The sequence below is a fragment of the Lelliottia amnigena genome (genome assembly GCF_019047465.1).
Taxonomy (GTDB): domain Bacteria; phylum Pseudomonadota; class Gammaproteobacteria; order Enterobacterales; family Enterobacteriaceae; genus Enterobacter; species Enterobacter amnigenus.
On the sequence record NZ_CP077236.1, the window covers coordinates 1510291 to 1525678 of the forward strand.

The 15388-nt window shown below is 52.2% G+C and carries 12 protein-coding genes; 5 read left to right on the plus strand and 7 right to left on the minus strand.

Annotated features, from left to right (window positions below; genetic code table 11):
• Positions 1–168: 168 nt before the first annotated feature.
• Positions 169–1365: a BaiN/RdsA family NAD(P)/FAD-dependent oxidoreductase gene (locus tag I6L74_RS07175; RefSeq protein ID WP_059180362.1), complete on the minus strand. Its 1197-nt coding sequence runs from the start codon at positions 1363–1365 to the stop codon at positions 169–171.
• A 230-nt stretch (positions 1366–1595) separates the two neighbouring features.
• Here I6L74_RS07175 and pitA point away from each other — a divergent pair, with 230 nt between their 5' ends.
• Complete coding sequence (gene pitA, locus I6L74_RS07180; RefSeq protein WP_059180363.1) at positions 1596–3095, plus strand: inorganic phosphate transporter PitA; 1500 nt, start codon at positions 1596–1598, stop codon at positions 3093–3095.
• Between the two features lie 65 nt (positions 3096–3160).
• Here the strand turns inward: pitA and uspB are convergent, their stop codons facing one another.
• Positions 3161–3496 carry a universal stress protein UspB gene (uspB, locus tag I6L74_RS07185; RefSeq protein WP_015960868.1) on the minus strand — a complete coding sequence of 112 codons (336 nt, stop codon included), beginning with the start codon at positions 3494–3496 and terminating at the stop codon, positions 3161–3163.
• A 283-nt stretch (positions 3497–3779) separates the two neighbouring features.
• Between uspB and uspA the strand changes: the two genes are divergently transcribed.
• Positions 3780–4217, plus strand: a complete 438-nt coding sequence (uspA, locus tag I6L74_RS07190) for a universal stress protein UspA (protein ID WP_049848808.1) — start codon at positions 3780–3782, stop codon at positions 4215–4217.
• 104 nt (positions 4218–4321) lie between these two features.
• Here the strand turns inward: uspA and rsmJ are convergent, their stop codons facing one another.
• Together rsmJ and prlC are read right to left on the minus strand one after the other, a co-directional pair.
• Complete coding sequence (gene rsmJ / locus I6L74_RS07195) at positions 4322–5086, minus strand: 16S rRNA (guanine(1516)-N(2))-methyltransferase RsmJ (protein ID WP_059180407.1); 765 nt, start codon at positions 5084–5086, stop codon at positions 4322–4324.
• A gap of 7 nt (positions 5087–5093) precedes the next feature.
• Complete coding sequence (gene prlC / locus I6L74_RS07200) at positions 5094–7136, minus strand: oligopeptidase A (RefSeq protein WP_059180364.1); 2043 nt, start codon at positions 7134–7136, stop codon at positions 5094–5096.
• A gap of 213 nt (positions 7137–7349) precedes the next feature.
• Between prlC and I6L74_RS07205 the strand changes: the two genes are divergently transcribed.
• From I6L74_RS07205 to I6L74_RS07215, 3 genes are all read left to right on the plus strand, one after another.
• Positions 7350–8192 carry a 23S rRNA (adenine(2030)-N(6))-methyltransferase RlmJ gene (locus tag I6L74_RS07205; RefSeq protein WP_059180365.1) on the plus strand — a complete coding sequence of 281 codons (843 nt, stop codon included), beginning with the start codon at positions 7350–7352 and terminating at the stop codon, positions 8190–8192.
• A 71-nt stretch (positions 8193–8263) separates the two neighbouring features.
• Entirely contained in the window at positions 8264–9616 is a 1353-nt protein-coding gene (gene gorA / locus I6L74_RS07210) for a glutathione-disulfide reductase (RefSeq protein ID WP_059180366.1), read from the plus strand.
• 309 nt (positions 9617–9925) lie between these two features.
• The gene (locus tag I6L74_RS07215; RefSeq protein ID WP_133115697.1) at positions 9926–10894 is read left to right on the plus strand and encodes an acyltransferase family protein; all 969 of its coding nucleotides are present in this window, start codon (positions 9926–9928) and stop codon (positions 10892–10894) included.
• A gap of 10 nt (positions 10895–10904) precedes the next feature.
• Here I6L74_RS07215 and gltS read toward each other — a convergent pair whose 3' ends face one another.
• From gltS to guaD, 3 genes are all read right to left on the minus strand, one after another.
• Positions 10905–12113 carry a sodium/glutamate symporter gene (gltS, locus tag I6L74_RS07220; RefSeq protein WP_059180368.1) on the minus strand — a complete coding sequence of 403 codons (1209 nt, stop codon included), beginning with the start codon at positions 12111–12113 and terminating at the stop codon, positions 10905–10907.
• A 16-nt stretch (positions 12114–12129) separates the two neighbouring features.
• Positions 12130–13422, minus strand: coding sequence for an MFS transporter (locus I6L74_RS07225; RefSeq protein WP_059180369.1), 1293 nt, complete (start codon positions 13420–13422; stop codon positions 12130–12132).
• 76 nt (positions 13423–13498) lie between these two features.
• Positions 13499–14830: a guanine deaminase gene (guaD, locus tag I6L74_RS07230; RefSeq protein ID WP_059180370.1), complete on the minus strand. Its 1332-nt coding sequence runs from the start codon at positions 14828–14830 to the stop codon at positions 13499–13501.
• Positions 14831–15388 lie beyond the last annotated feature (558 nt).

The window sequence follows — 15388 nt, forward strand, 5'->3', positions numbered from 1 at the left end:
TGGCGCAACAAATAACGGGCGGTACCATTTATGAATACCAAATAACGGTATAAATTATTGTTGTTAATATTTACTTCATTCGAGATCCCCAAAACAATTAGTGAGCGACATTGCGCAATCAGGCAATATGGCCTGTTAGTTAGAACGCTGCTGTATCTCGGGTTCATATTATCGCACATGAGCCAGCGCCTGCGCACAGGCCCAGGCGCTGGCCCACGCCCACTGGAAGTTATACCCGCCAAGCCAGCCGGTCACATCCATCACTTCACCAATAAAGTACAGCCCTGGCACGTTGCGGGCTTCCATGGTGCGTGAAGAGAGTTCATCGGTGTCGACACCGCCGAGCGTCACTTCCGCTGTGCGATACCCTTCGGTGCCGTTTGGCTGAACGCGCCAGTTCGTCAGCGTGTCGACCAGCGCTTGCTGCTCGCGGCTGTTGAGCTGCTTGAGCGTCACATCCGGAATTTGCCCCAGCAGCTGCAGGCACTCAATCAAACGCTTCGGCAGTTGCATCGCCAGCGTATTTTTCAAACTTTGATTCGGATGTTCAGCGCGTTGCTCGGTGATAAAGCTGTCCAGATCGCAATCCGGCACCAAATTCACCGTCACAAATTCACCCGGCTGCCAGTAGCTGGAAATTTGTAACACCGCCGGTCCAGAGAGACCGCGATGGGTGAAGAGCAGATTTTCGCGAAAAAGCGTCCCGTCTTCCGCGGTGATGGTAGACGAAACCGATACGCCGGAGAGCGTCTGGAGCTGTTCCAGCAGCGGCTTGTGCAGCGTAAAGGGCACCAGCCCGGCGCGCGTGGGCAAGACCTTCAGGCCAAACTGCTCCGCAATTTTGTAGCCAAACGGCGTAGCGCCCAGCCCAGGCATCGACAGACCGCCGCTGGCAATCACCAGATTATCGGCGCTCACGGTGTCACCGTTCAGCTCCAGGGTATAGCCGTCGTCATCGCGGGTCACGTTCAGCACGTCGGTGCGCAGGCGCGTGATAACGCCGCCCTTTTCGCATTCTGCCACCAGCATATCGACAATCTGCTGTGCGGAATCATCGCAGAACAGCTGTCCCAGCGTTTTCTCGTGCCAGGCAATGCCGTGTTTCCCCACCAGTTCAATGAAATCCCACTGGGTATAACGCGCCAGGGCAGATTTGCAAAAATGACGGTTTTGGCTCAAATACGCGGCGGGTTCAACATATAAGTTAGTAAAATTACAGCGCCCCCCGCCAGACATCAGAATCTTGCGTCCAGGCCTCTTGCCATTATCCAGCAGCAGCACACGTCGACCCGCCTGTCCGGCCATTGCCGCACAGAACATACCCGCCGCACCGGCGCCAATTACAACGGCATCAAACCTTTCCACATCAAAATCCTCTTGTTTTACCGGCGCGAATTGTAAAGTTTCCTATGTGGTCGCACCAGCGCAAATATCCGATATCTCAGTCATTTACTTGAAATATAAAATATATTTCTTTACCGGACACATACAAAGCAGAAGGTATATCAAAAAAAAGCTATATTTCACTTTGCCCGTTGCGCGTTTGTCCTGGATAATGCGCCGCGTTCATGTCCTCCAAAATGGCGTAACGTCCTATGCTACATTTGTTTGCTGGTCTGGATTTACATACCGGACTTTTATTATTGCTTGCTCTGGCATTTGTCTTGTTCTATGAAGCTATCAATGGCTTCCACGATACGGCGAACGCAGTAGCTACCGTTATCTATACTCGTGCTTTACGATCGCAAGTTGCGGTTGTGATGGCGGCTGTATTTAACTTCTTTGGTGTTCTCCTTGGTGGTCTAAGCGTAGCCTACGCCATCGTTCACATGCTGCCTACAGACCTCCTTCTGAATATGAGTTCAGCCCATGGTCTGGCGATGGTATTTTCAATGCTGCTTGCCGCGATTATCTGGAACCTCGGAACCTGGTATTTCGGTCTGCCTGCATCCAGTTCTCACACGCTGATCGGCGCGATTATCGGTATTGGGTTAACCAACGCCCTGATGACCGGTACGTCAGTCGTTGATGCGCTGAATATCCCGAAAGTGATGGGGATTTTTGGTTCGCTTATCATTTCCCCCATCGTGGGCCTGGTCGTTGCGGGTGGATTGATTTTCATCCTGCGCCGTTACTGGAGCGGAACCAAAAAACGCGCCCGTATTCACCTGACGCCCGCAGAGCGTGAAAAGAAAGACGGCAAGAAAAAGCCGCCATTCTGGACGCGTATTGCTCTGATTATTTCCGCTATTGGTGTGGCCTTCTCTCATGGCGCGAACGACGGCCAGAAAGGCATTGGCCTGGTGATGCTGGTATTGATTGGCGTAGCGCCGGCAGGTTTCGTGGTTAACATGAACGCCTCCGGCTACGAAATCACCCGTACCCGCGATGCCATCAATAACGTCGAAGTTTACTTCCAGCAGCATCCTGCGCTGTTGAAGAAAGCCACCGGCGTTGACCAGTTGATTCCTTCGCCTGAACCGGGTGTGTCCACCGCACCTGGCGAGTTCCATTGCCATCCGGCAAACGCGATCAACGCGCTGGAACGTGTGAAGGTGATGCTGGGTGATATCGAAAGCTACGACAAACTGTCCGTCGATCAACGTGGTCAGCTGCGTCGTATCATGCTCTGCATCTCTGATGTGACTGATAAAGTCGCGAAGTTGCCAGAAGTGAACGCAGACGATAAGCGCCTGCTGAAGAAACTGAAAGGCGATATGCTCAATACCATTGAGTACGCGCCAATCTGGATCATCATGGCGGTCGCGCTGGCGCTGGGTATCGGTACGATGATTGGCTGGCGTCGTGTTGCTACTACTATCGGTGAAAAGATCGGTAAGAAAGGCATGACGTATGCGCAAGGTATGTCCGCGCAGATGACGGCTGCGGTCTCTATCGGTCTGGCGAGTTACACCGGCATGCCGGTCTCCACCACTCACGTACTGTCTTCGTCCGTGGCGGGTACCATGATTGTTGACGGTGGCGGTCTGCAACGCAAAACCGTGACCAACATTCTGATGGCCTGGGTGTTTACCCTGCCGGCGTCAATTCTGCTGTCAGGCGGTCTGTACTGGATCTCCCTGAAGCTGATTTAACGAAAAGCGTGCATAAAAAAGCGGGTCAGGAAACTGACCCGCTTTTTTTATCCTCATTTTCATACTCAATGCCAGATCAGGAGCGCCACCATACTCACCACAACCAGTCCACACAGGGCGCTGGTCAAAATGAACTGACAACGTAAACGCTCGCAACGACGGATAAATTCATCGTCATGATGATCGCGATAGCGTTGGGCGTAGATGTACCACACCAGACGCATCTGTTTGCTGGGCTGTCCATGCGACGTGAAGAAGCCTCCACCATCCACATACTGATAAAGCAACGGATCGCAACCACGAAGTACCACTAATAGCGCGCGTAATGATGAGAAATAACGCGCCATATTCACTATGCAAACCACACATAACGCCCAAAACAATGCGACAGTGCTAATCATACTTCCTCCCCGGCGTCCGCCCACGAAGCAAGGCTTCTGGACAACCGCACCCCAATGCCCTGACAGACAGTTCAGTGAAAGAATGACGAAAGTCGATCGGGTTCACGTTTAATTATCCGAACGGCTCATTCAATAGTGTAGGAGATCCGCTAATTTTTTTGCCACAAGGTTAATCGTTATCAACACCAAAGCTTGATAATTTTCGCTAACTGGGCCGTAATAAAGACAGATAGACGACGGCTTCACTCATGGGTCATCGATAACTTAAGGAAGGAGTAACACTATGGCTTACAAACACATTCTTATCGCGGTAGACCTCTCTCCTGAGAGCAAAGTGCTGGTTGATAAAGCGGTATCCATGGCACGTCCCTATAACGCGAAAGTTTCTTTGATTCACGTTGATGTGAATTACTCCGATCTCTACACCGGCCTCATCGACGTCAATCTTGGCGACATGCAGAAGCGCATTTCTGAAGAAACTCACCACGCGTTAACTGAGTTGTCCACCAACGCGGGATACCCGATTACCGAAACTTTAAGCGGTAGCGGCGATCTCGGCCAGGTGCTGGTTGATGCGATTAAGAAATACGATATGGATTTGGTGGTTTGCGGTCATCACCAGGATTTCTGGAGCAAACTGATGTCTTCTGCGCGTCAGCTGATTAACACCGTTCACGTTGATATGCTGATCGTCCCACTGCGTGACGAAGAAGACGAGTAATTCTGTATCCCTTCACCCCAGCCCTCTCCCCATAGGGGAGAGGGCGTAAAGACAGCTCCGGCTACTTCCCTCTCCCTGTGGGAGAGGGTTATAGGGTGAGGGCATCAGCCCGCACTCACCTCAGCCGTTCCCGAATAAATATCAAACCGGTGCCCTTTGGTCACCACGGCATTTGTCGTCACCACGTCCGCCAGCGGCGGTGCGTAATCAGGGCGCTTCACCACCACCCGTTTTGTGGCCAGCAACCGCGCAGGTTCCAGCAAACCATCCGCATCTAAATCCGGTCCCACCAGCGACTGAAACACGCGCATCTCTTTTTTGACCAGCGCGCTTTTCTGCTTATGCGGGAACATCGGATCGAGATACACCACCTGCGGACGCGGCGTGATATCCGTCAATGCCGTCAGGCTCGACGCATGAATCAGCCGTAAACGTTCCTGTAACCACGCGCCTATCTCTGGATCGGCATAGCCGCGCGCCAGACCATCGTCGAGCAGCGCCGCGACCACCGGGTTACGCTCCAGCATACGCACGCGACAGCCCACGGACGCCAGCACAAAGGCGTCGCGGCCCAGCCCCGCCGTTGCATCCACCACGTCCGGCAGATAACGCCCTTTGACACCCACCGCTTTCGCTACCGCTTCCCCGCGACCGCCGCCAAACTTACGCCGATGCGCCATCGCGCCGTCAACGAAATCAACAAAGATGCCGCCGAGCTTGGGCTCATCACGCTTACGCAGTTCAAGATGTTCCGGCGTCATCACCAGCGCCATCAAATTTTGTTCATCGTGTTCAAGCCCCCAGCGGGCCGCAAGAACAGATAAGGCGCCGTCTCCGGCGCCTGTTTCATCGACTAAGCAGATTTTCACGCTGCGATCAGCCTTTGATACCGTAATGCTCAAGCATCGCGTCCAGCTGCGGCTCGCGGCCACGGAAGCGTTTGAACAGCTCCATTGGCTCCTCAGCCCCCCCGCGCGTCAGGATGTTATCCAGGAACGACTGACCGGTTTCACGGTTGAAGATCCCTTCTTCTTCGAAGCGAGAGTAGGCATCTGCGGCCAGCACGTCTGCCCACAGATAGCTGTAATAGCCTGCCGCGTATCCGCCAGCAAAGATATGGCTAAACGCGTGCGGGAATCGGCCCCACGTAGGACCAGGGATCAGCGCGACCTGCTTTTTAATTTCAGCCAGGGTTTCGAGGATTTTTGCCCCCTGCTCTGGGCTGAATTCGGCATGCAGACGGAAATCGAACAGACCGAACTCCAGCTGGCGCAGGATAAACATCGCCGCCTGGTAGTTTTTCGCGGCCAGCATTTTATCCAGCAGCGCTTTTGGCAGCGGCTCGCCTGTTTCGTAATGGCCAGAGATAAACGCCAGCGCGTCCGGCTCCCAGCACCAGTTTTCCATAAACTGACTTGGCAGCTCGACGGCATCCCACGGAACACCGCTGATACCCGACACACCCGCCGCTTCAATACGCGTCAGCATATGATGCAGACCGTGGCCGAATTCGTGGAACAGAGTGATCACTTCATCGTGCGTGAATAGCGCAGGCTTGCCGCTAACCGGACGGTTAAAGTTACAGGTCAGGTAAGCGACCGGTTTTTGCAACGAACCGTCGGCTTTACGCATCTGGCCGACGCAGTCGTCCATCCATGCGCCGCCGCGTTTGTTTTCACGCGCATACAGATCCAGATAGAAACTGCCGCGCAGTTCGTTTTTCTCGTCATACAGCTCGAAGAAACGCACTTCCGGATGCCAGACATCCACGTCGGTACGCTCTTTGGCGGTAATGCCGTAAATGCGTTTCACCACTTCAAACAGGCCGTTTACGGCTTTGTTCTCGGGGAAGTACGGACGCAGCTGTTCATCGCTGATGCTGTACAAATGCTGTTTCTGTTTTTCGCTGTAGTAGGCGATGTCCCACGGTTGCAGGTCGTCGACGCCAAACTCAGCGTTCGCAAATGCGCGCAGCTGTGCCAGCTCTTTTTCGCCCTGCGGACGCGCACGTTTTGCCAGATCGGTTAAGAACTCCAGAACCTGCTGTGGGTTTTCCGCCATTTTGGTGGCGAGGGATTTTTCGGCGTAGCTGTCGAAGCCCAGCAGCTGTGCCAGCTCGTGGCGCAGCGCGAGGATTTCGGCCATCACCGGGCTGTTGTCCCATTTCCCGGCATTTGGGCCCTGATCAGACGCACGCGTACTGTACGCGCGGTACAACTCTTCACGCAGCGCCTGATTGTCACAATAGGTCATGACCGGCAGATAGCTCGGGATATCAAGCGTTAACAGGAAACCTTCCTGCTCTTTCGCTTCGGCCTGCGCTTTGGCCGCCGCCAGCGCGCTCTCCGGCATGCCCGCCAGTTCAGATTCGTCGGTAATCAGTTTCGACCAGCCCATGGTGGCATCAAGAACGTTGTTGCTGTACTGATTGCCCAGCTCTGACAGACGCGCGGCGATTTCGCCGTAGCGCGTTTGTTTCTCTTTTGGCAGGCCAATCCCGGACAGTTCAAAATCGCGCAGCGCGTTATCGACCGCTTTTTTCTGGGCGATATCCAGTTTGGCGTAGTTCTCACCGTCGCGCAGATCGCGATAGGCGTTGTACAACCCTTCGTGCTGACCCACCCAGGTGCTGTATTCCGACAGCAGCGGCAGCGTTTGCTCGTAGGCTTCGCGCAGTTCCGGGCTGTTTTTTACGGAGTTCAGATGGCTGACCGGTGAGAAAAGGCGACCCAACACGTCATCCACTTCGGCCAGCGTCTGGCACAAATTCTCCCAGGTGTACGGTCCGCCCTTCGCGACCACGCTTTCTACCGCCGTGCGGCAATCGTCCAGCGCTTTGGTGACGGCTGGAACGACATGCTCTGGCTGGATTTTAGAAAACGGCGGTAACGAGAAAGGCGTCAGTAATGGATTGGTCATAAGCGCTGTCCTGTAGAAATAGATGAATGAAGCGCGCATCCGGCGCTGTGCATATTGTTTGTAGAATGGGGTTAAGTGTAGTGAATTTCAATGCCAAACGTTGCGCTTTCGCGGCGGCGATGACTTTTCTGTATACTGTGGCGATATGCTATTTTTTGCCCGACCGCGCACCGCGATCCGGCTCTACGTTTACTTACTGGAACACCTTTACCCATGCTCAGTTATCGCCACAGCTACCACGCGGGCAACCACGCCGATGTCCTCAAACATACCGTTCAGAGCCTGATTATCGAGTCTCTGAAAGAGAAAGATAAACCCTTTCTCTATCTGGACACCCACGCGGGCGCGGGCCGCTACCAGTTAAGCAGTCAGCACGCGGAGCGTACCGGTGAATATCTGGAAGGTATCGCTCGCATCTGGCAGCAGGACTCTCTCCCCGCCGAGCTGGAGCCGTACATCAACGTAGTGAAGCATTACAACCGCAGCGGCCAGTTGCGCTACTACCCTGGCTCCCCGCTGATTGCTCGCCAGCTGTTGCGCGAACATGACAGCCTGCAGCTGACCGAACTGCACCCAAGCGATTTCCCGCTGCTGCGCTCTGAATTCCAAAAAGACGCCCGCGCGCGCGTGGAAAAAGCTGATGGTTATCAGCAGCTTAAATCCAAACTGCCGCCGGTTTCCCGTCGTGGTCTGATATTGATCGACCCACCCTACGAAATCAAAACTGACTATCAGGCGGTAGTGACCGGTATTCACGAAGGCTATAAACGCTTCGCGACCGGCACTTACGCACTGTGGTATCCGGTGGTGTTGCGCGCGCAAATCAAACGCATGATCAAAGAACTGGAAGCGACAGGCATTCGTAAAATCATGCAGATTGAACTGGCTGTACGTCCTGATAGCGATCAGCGCGGCATGACGGGCTCGGGCATGATCGTGGTTAACCCACCGTGGAAGCTCGAAGCACAAATGAACAACGTGCTGCCGTGGCTGCACAAAACGCTGGTGCCAGGCGGAATTGGCCATGCCACAGTCAGCTGGATCGTGCCGGAGTAATCGCAGTCATCGGTGGAAACTATTGATTTCAGGTATACAATCGCGGCAATCAGAAATTAAGGACAAGACCCATGAGCAAGCATTATGACTACATCGCCATTGGCGGCGGCAGCGGCGGTATCGCCTCTATTAACCGTGCAGCCATGTACGGCCAGAAATGTGCGCTGATCGAAGCCAAAGAGCTGGGCGGCACCTGCGTTAACGTCGGTTGTGTACCGAAAAAAGTGATGTGGCATGCTGCGCAAATTCGCGAAGCCATCCACATGTACGGCCCGGATTACGGTTTTGACACCACTATTAATCACTTCGACTGGGACAAGCTCATTGCCAGCCGTACCGCCTATATCGACCGTATTCACACGTCGTACGATAACGTGCTGGGTAAAAATAATGTCGATGTCATCAAAGGTTTTGCGCGCTTCGTCGATGCCAAAACGATCGAAGTGAATGGCGAGACGATCACTGCCGATCACATCCTGATCGCCACCGGTGGCCGTCCGAGCCATCCGAACATTCCGGGCGTTGAATTCGGTATCGACTCAGACGGTTTCTTCGAGCTGCCAGCGCTGCCGAAACGCGTTGCCGTGGTTGGTGCGGGTTATATCGCCGTGGAACTGGCGGGCGTGATCAACGGGCTGGGCGCGGAAACGCATCTGTTTGTGCGTAAACACGCGCCGCTGCGCAGCTTTGATCCGCTGATCGTCGAGACGCTGGTTGAAGTGATGAATACCGAAGGCCCGACGCTGCACACCCACGCGGTGCCGAAAGCCATCGAGAAAAACGCCGACGGTAGCCTGACGCTGCAATTAGACGACGGCCGCAGCCAGACCGTTGACTGCCTGATTTGGGCGATTGGTCGCGAACCGGCTAACGACAATTTCAACCTGGCGGTGACCGGCGTTAAAACGAACGAGAAAGGATATATCGACGTCGATAAATTCCAGAACACCAGCGTTCCGGGCATTTATGCGGTCGGTGATAACACCGGTGCCGTTGAGCTGACGCCTGTCGCCGTGGCAGCGGGTCGTCGTCTGTCAGAACGTTTGTTCAATAACAAGCCGGACGAGCATCTGGATTACAGCAACATTCCAACCGTGGTCTTCAGCCATCCGCCAATCGGCACCGTCGGTTTAACCGAGCCGCAGGCGCGCGAGCAGTATGGTGACGACCAGGTGAAAGTGTACAAATCGTCATTCACCGCGATGTATACCGCCGTCACTTCGCATCGCCAGCCATGCCGTATGAAGCTGGTTTGCGTGGGGCCGGAAGAAAAAATCGTCGGCATCCATGGCATTGGCTTTGGTATGGACGAGATCCTGCAAGGCTTTGCGGTGGCGCTGAAAATGGGTGCAACGAAGAAAGACTTCGACAATACCGTGGCGATTCACCCTACCGCCGCAGAAGAATTTGTCACCATGCGTTAATGCAACTTCACGAAAAACTGGCTGTAAGAGGCCAGTTTTTCGTCTGTCGATGTGCAATATATCGACTCATCACTCAATACCTGTTCACTCCCTCCTGTTGAAAATGTCATTATTTTATTTCCGGCTGCTTATTATCGTCAGTTTTTTAAGATCTCGCTTCCTTTTTCCATATATTTGTCACGTAATTAATAGTTAATGATAACTGATAGATGATCGTAATAAATGACGATACACTCAACGTTCTAATTTAATTATTTTGTAAGACTCCTCTCTTTTACAGGCAGACAACAGACATGAAAGCAGGTGAAAATGACGGGAAGTTCAGGATTACATTCACTTAAAACATTGAGCTGTTTTGCCGCAGTGACATTTTTTTCAACCAGTCAGGCCTGCACAACGGAATGTTTGTTTGAACCCAATGTCGTCAATATTTTTTATTTGATCTCCATGGTGTCCAAACCGTTATTTTTCATCATAATGGGTTATATTGATGAGCTTGATCATTTATCCCCGGCACAATTTTTTGCGAAAGTCAGATCGGTTTTAGGCATTCTCATTTTCTGGAGTGCTGTGCTGACCTTGCTGAGTTCAAGAAGCCTTGAGGCGAGTTATTTACTGCAAAGCGGGATCCTCATCAACATGGCGGCGATCTATTTTCTCTACCCGTTCCTTGTAAAAGGAAAGGATAAGCTGAACGTGTTGATATTGCTGGTGCTGGTAGGTTTACTGGGACTGCTAACGTTTGACGTATTACGTGCCTCTACGCCTAACGCAGGTATCGACATTTTTACGGATTATACCTCAATATGGGTTTGGCCCGGATATTACATTCTTGGCCATGTGTTTGCTGGCAAGCCATTCAGACGTTTTATGAACAACCCAGCCATTACTAAACTGGCAAAAATCCTGTTATTCCCTGCCTTAATGAGTCTCTATTTCAGCGAACTGTATCTGGTAAACCATCAAACCGTTTATGTGAGCCCATGGCTTCTGCTTGAGCATTCTCAATTATTCATTCTATGCACTATTTTATTTATTATCTTCAATCGCACAGCCATAAAATCGAAGGCCATTAAAAAGACGATAAACTTTATGGGTCCAACGATGGTGGGTGTCTACATTATTCATTACAGCGTTTATTATATTCTGGTCAGAGTATATGAACTCTTTAATCTGGGGATAACGCTGCACTCGCTGGTACTTGTTTTTCTCTTATCCGTGGTGATATCACGGTTGCTATCACAGAATAAATATACGTCGAAAATAATCACCTTCTGAAGGTTTGCTTCTATCTCATCAGCAGCGCAACCAGCGAGGAGTTGGCAATATCCAGGAAGAGTGCGGCTACCAGCGACAAAAGGATAAACGCTTTTGGTGAGGAGCCATGCATTGCTGTTGTCGTCGACATATTGGTAAAGGCTGTTGCAGTCGAGCCTAGCGCGATCCCCGCAAAACCGGAGGCGATGACGGCGGAATCGTAGTCTCTGCCCATCAGCGGAAAAACAATCAGAAGGATATACAGCACAGCGATAACAACGTGAAGCAAGAACAGAACCAGAACGGCCAATCCGACGTCCGCGAGCTGCCAGAGCTGCATGCCGATCAGCGAAAGTGCCAGAAAAAGTTCAAGCGACAAATCTGAGATCAGCGCCAGCGCACGGGTCCTGGCCGGCATGGCGATGCGCGGAAATAGCCGGGGGACGCCATTTGCAATGACCATCGCCATGACCAGGGCAGAGACAAACAGCGGCATTTTTATGCCCATATATTGCAGCACCGCGTCCATGCCATAACCCGATAAAATGGCAATATGGATAAAGGCGATCGTCCGCAACAGAACGAAATGGTTAATATCGTTTGCGCCATCACTGCCCAGGGCTTCAGGAAGACCAACAACGGGAAGCGATGCGCCGGTCGCTTTTAAGCGAAAGCGCGAAATAAGCCGGTGCGCGAGCGGCCCTCCGATCAGGCTCCCTGCAATCAACCCAAGCGTGGCAACGGCAATTCCAATCTCATGCGCATTTTCAATACCATAATGCGCATCAATCATCGGTGCCCAGGCAATGGCTGTTCCATGTCCTCCTGTTAACGCAAGCGATCCCAGCAGTATGCTTAGCGATGGAGGTAGCGAAAAGGCAGACACGACGGAGCTGGAAACCAGATTTTGAAGAACCATGAGTCCACTGGTCAGGCAGAAAAGAATGCACAGGGACTTTCCCCCGCGCGACACATCGGATAATCGAATATTGAGTCCAATGCTGGTGAAAAAATACAGGAGTAAAATATCGCGCGCACAGAGATCAAAACTAAGGTGGATATTCGTCAACGTATACAACAGACCGCAAACACTGGCGACCACCAGGCCGCCAGTGACTACGTTTGGGATCCCCCAGGTGTGAAACGCCTTCAGGGCCTGGTTGATCCTTATCCCCAGATACAGGGACAGGATCGCTACCGTCATGGAAACAAGAAGCGGTATTTCAATGAGGATGACCATAGCCCTAACGCTCCGCTCACGCCGACCGTTGCGTCGGGTAGGATTCTTTCATAAAGAACCCCAGCACCACCGGAATAGCGGCACAGAACAGAAGTGGCATCGCCGCAGCCTGCGCGATATCAAACAGACCCATATCCGTACCCGCTGCCATGCCTCGCTCGATGATCACGCCGGGGCGGCTCATCATGAAGCCCGCGAGGATAAACGACACACCGTTAACGATAGCGGCTGAAGTACCGACCTGATCTGGCTTCACGACGTCAGCGGCAGAACTGAACGGCAACATTGAACCGGAAGAGCCGAGCCCGAACAGGAAACACGTTACCAGAGCGAAGAGTAAACCTGGGTTTGGTACATAGAGCAGCGCCAGCAGCGTAACCAGCTGAATAGCCGCTCCCGCAATCATCAACGGTTTGCGCTTCTGAGTGATATCCGAGATTCGCGGGACAATGGCCGAGCCTACCGCCATACCAAGGAAGATGAGTGAGCCGCCGAAATTGGCCCATCCCGGATCGAAACCGTGAACTGACTGAAGAAGACGGCGCGCCCAGATAATCCCCATCGACAGCCATGTCGCGAACGTGGTGGCGCTCATGATCGACACGACGATGATGTGCGGCATTTTTCCCACGGTGATGATGTTCTTCACTACCGATTTCAGGAAAACGCCTGCCCCGTCCTGACCCATTCCTGTCGCCGGCGTGCGGTTGCGGACAAACACAAAAGCCAGTATCGCCAACAGCACCCCAAAGACGGCATAGCTGTTGAAGAAAATGCGCCAGTGCATTTGATCCAGCCCGATGTTGATCAGGTTTTGTGAGAAGGAAGACCCCGTCGAGGCCACCACCTGAACCAGGCCGAACATCACGCTGTATTTAGCCAACCCAAACCATTGCCCTCCAATAAATCCGGCGCCTACAAAGCCACAACAGGCGCCGCAGGCAATCACGAACTGCGCCACCAGCAACATTTCAAAACTTTGCGCATTGGCAAAAATGAAAATCCCGACGGTCACCAGTGAGATCGCGACTGGCGTGACCCGCCCGGCGCCCAGCCTGTCCAGTAATGCTCCGCTGAAAAACTGCCCTACCGCGAAGACCCACGTGTACACCGCCGCCACCATACTGACCTGTGCGATGGTAAGTCCGATATCCTGCTGAACGCGGAGGTTAGACGCGGAATAGCCCGTCTGGAAGCTGAAGAGAAATACGACGAAAGTGACCCCCAGAGCCCAAATCCACCAGGCTTTTGCGCCGCCCACGGGCTGCTCGTCACATCGTGTTGTCTGGCTGGATATTACATTTTTCATTTCCAGTCTCCCCTTGAGGTATGCACCTTATCCGGAATCCATCCTGGATAAGGTATTTGTCATTTTTGAAATCGCTTTAGCCTCTGCTATAGCGTTTAATGCCGGCGATATACGTCGCCTGAATTGCCCGGTCATCCCCCAGCGTCATTTGTACAAACAACGCCTCGTGGATGTCCTTCACGAACTGCATGCGATAATCGATAATTGGCGTCGATTTCATGTCGAGTACAACGATGTCTGCCTCCATTCCGGGGGCGATGCTGCCGACCTTGTCGTCGATATACATTGCCTGTGCGGTACCCCGCGTTGCCATGTAGTACGCCTGCGCGGCAGTAAGCGCGTAATCATTGAGCTGTGCGGCTTTATAAGCTTCATTGAGCGTGGTTAACATCGAGAAAGATGTTCCGGCGCCAAGATCGGTCCCGATCCCCACGCGAACAGGGCGTTCTTCCTGCATCGCGCGTCTGGCGTTGAAAAAACCGCTCCCGAGGAAGAAATTCGAGGTTGGACAATGCGCGATAGCCGAACCCGTTTGATGCATCGTGCATAATTCATCTTCGGTTAAATGGATGCCGTGACCGAATACCGCGCGCGGGCGGCACAATCCATAATGATCGTAAACATCGAGATACCCTTTTCGTTCCGGAAATAACGACTTAACCCACTCGATCTCCTCGAGGTTTTCTGCAATGTGCGTCTGCATGTAGCAATCCGGGTATTCGTCCCAGAGTGCGCCAGCAACGGCAAGCTGTTCAGGTGAGCTGGTAGGCGCGAAACGTGGCGTAATGGCGTACATGATGCGATTGTGACCATGCCATTTTTCGATGAGGGCTTTTGACTCCTCGTAGCTGGTCTGGGCGGTGTCGAGCAGGTAGTCCGGCGCGTTGCGGTCCATCATCACCTTACCCCCGGCGATCCGCATACCGAGACGGTCTGCTTCTTCAAAAAGCGCGTCAACCGACTGCGGGTAAACGGTGCAATACACGCAGCTGGTGGTGATTCCGTTTTTCAGACACTCGTTAAGAAACATTTTCGCCACCGCGCTGGCGAACGTCTTATCGGCATATCGCCTCTCCATCGGGAAGGTGTATGTATTAAGCCAGTCGAGCAGTTGCTCACCGAAGGCGCCGATCATGGGCGTTTGAGGAAAATGGACGTGACTATCAAGAAACCCTGCCGAGATTAGCGAGTCGGGACCATAATTCGTAATCTCAATGTCAGGCGGAAGCTGCTTTTCAATCACCTCTGCGGAGCCGAAATGGGTGATTTTTCCGCCGCCAAATGCGACGATCCCATCGGGTTCATATACCATCACCTCATCAGGTGCTTGTTTGAAAGGATCTCCTGTAAAGGTCAGTACGGGGCCACGGATTGCCGCTTCAGGTTTTACGGTATGGGGGACATTCATACGTTATTATCTCCCTTTATTGTGTAGAATTAAAAACAGGTGTGCAGGTCAAATCTGCATGTAAACCAGAATCTGGTCGTGAATAGCTGCCCATAAGAAACATCATTTATTAGGCGGCATTAACCTTCACAAAAATGATATTCCCTCCTTTTGAACACGCTTCATTCACTTATTTTCTTTCACTTCATTTTTTATTAACACTATCGACATATTTTCTCCATAAAATTTAATACAATGTGTACCGTATCAGGTTCGCCCAGCTCACGTCGCATGTAGAGGTTAATATCAAATAAGGATGATGTTATATTAGCCGTGTTCGCAACGCGATCGCGTCATTATCTTCATTTTCACAACTCTATAAGAAAAAAGGATTACTCACTCACAATGCATTAATTTTTATGAATAATGCGTCAGCTGCAAATGCCGTTAAAAAGGGAGCTATCTTTGTCCTTCAGGTTTCAGATTATGCCGATTAAATTACAGGAAAAAAGAAGAAATGACTCTATTGTATTGTCTCGTTTTGTATTTTAATCAGCTTAAATATATACATCCTGAAAT

What these genes read in the sequence shown, in the direction of transcription:
- pitA (WP_059180363.1), top strand. Translation starts at nt 1,596, where the DNA reads ATGCTACATTTGTTTGCTGGTCTGGATTTACATACCGGACTTTTATTA.
- uspB (WP_015960868.1), bottom strand. Translation starts at nt 3,496, where the DNA reads ATGATTAGCACTGTCGCATTGTTTTGGGCGTTATGTGTGGTTTGCATA.
- uspA (WP_049848808.1), top strand. Translation starts at nt 3,780, where the DNA reads ATGGCTTACAAACACATTCTTATCGCGGTAGACCTCTCTCCTGAGAGC.
- prlC (WP_059180364.1), bottom strand. Translation starts at nt 7,136, where the DNA reads ATGACCAATCCATTACTGACGCCTTTCTCGTTACCGCCGTTTTCTAAA.
- I6L74_RS07205 (WP_059180365.1), top strand. Translation starts at nt 7,350, where the DNA reads ATGCTCAGTTATCGCCACAGCTACCACGCGGGCAACCACGCCGATGTC.
- gorA (WP_059180366.1), top strand. Translation starts at nt 8,264, where the DNA reads ATGAGCAAGCATTATGACTACATCGCCATTGGCGGCGGCAGCGGCGGT.
- I6L74_RS07215 (WP_133115697.1), top strand. Translation starts at nt 9,926, where the DNA reads ATGACGGGAAGTTCAGGATTACATTCACTTAAAACATTGAGCTGTTTT.
- gltS (WP_059180368.1), bottom strand. Translation starts at nt 12,113, where the DNA reads ATGGTCATCCTCATTGAAATACCGCTTCTTGTTTCCATGACGGTAGCG.
- I6L74_RS07225 (WP_059180369.1), bottom strand. Translation starts at nt 13,422, where the DNA reads ATGAAAAATGTAATATCCAGCCAGACAACACGATGTGACGAGCAGCCC.
- guaD (WP_059180370.1), bottom strand. Translation starts at nt 14,830, where the DNA reads ATGAATGTCCCCCATACCGTAAAACCTGAAGCGGCAATCCGTGGCCCC.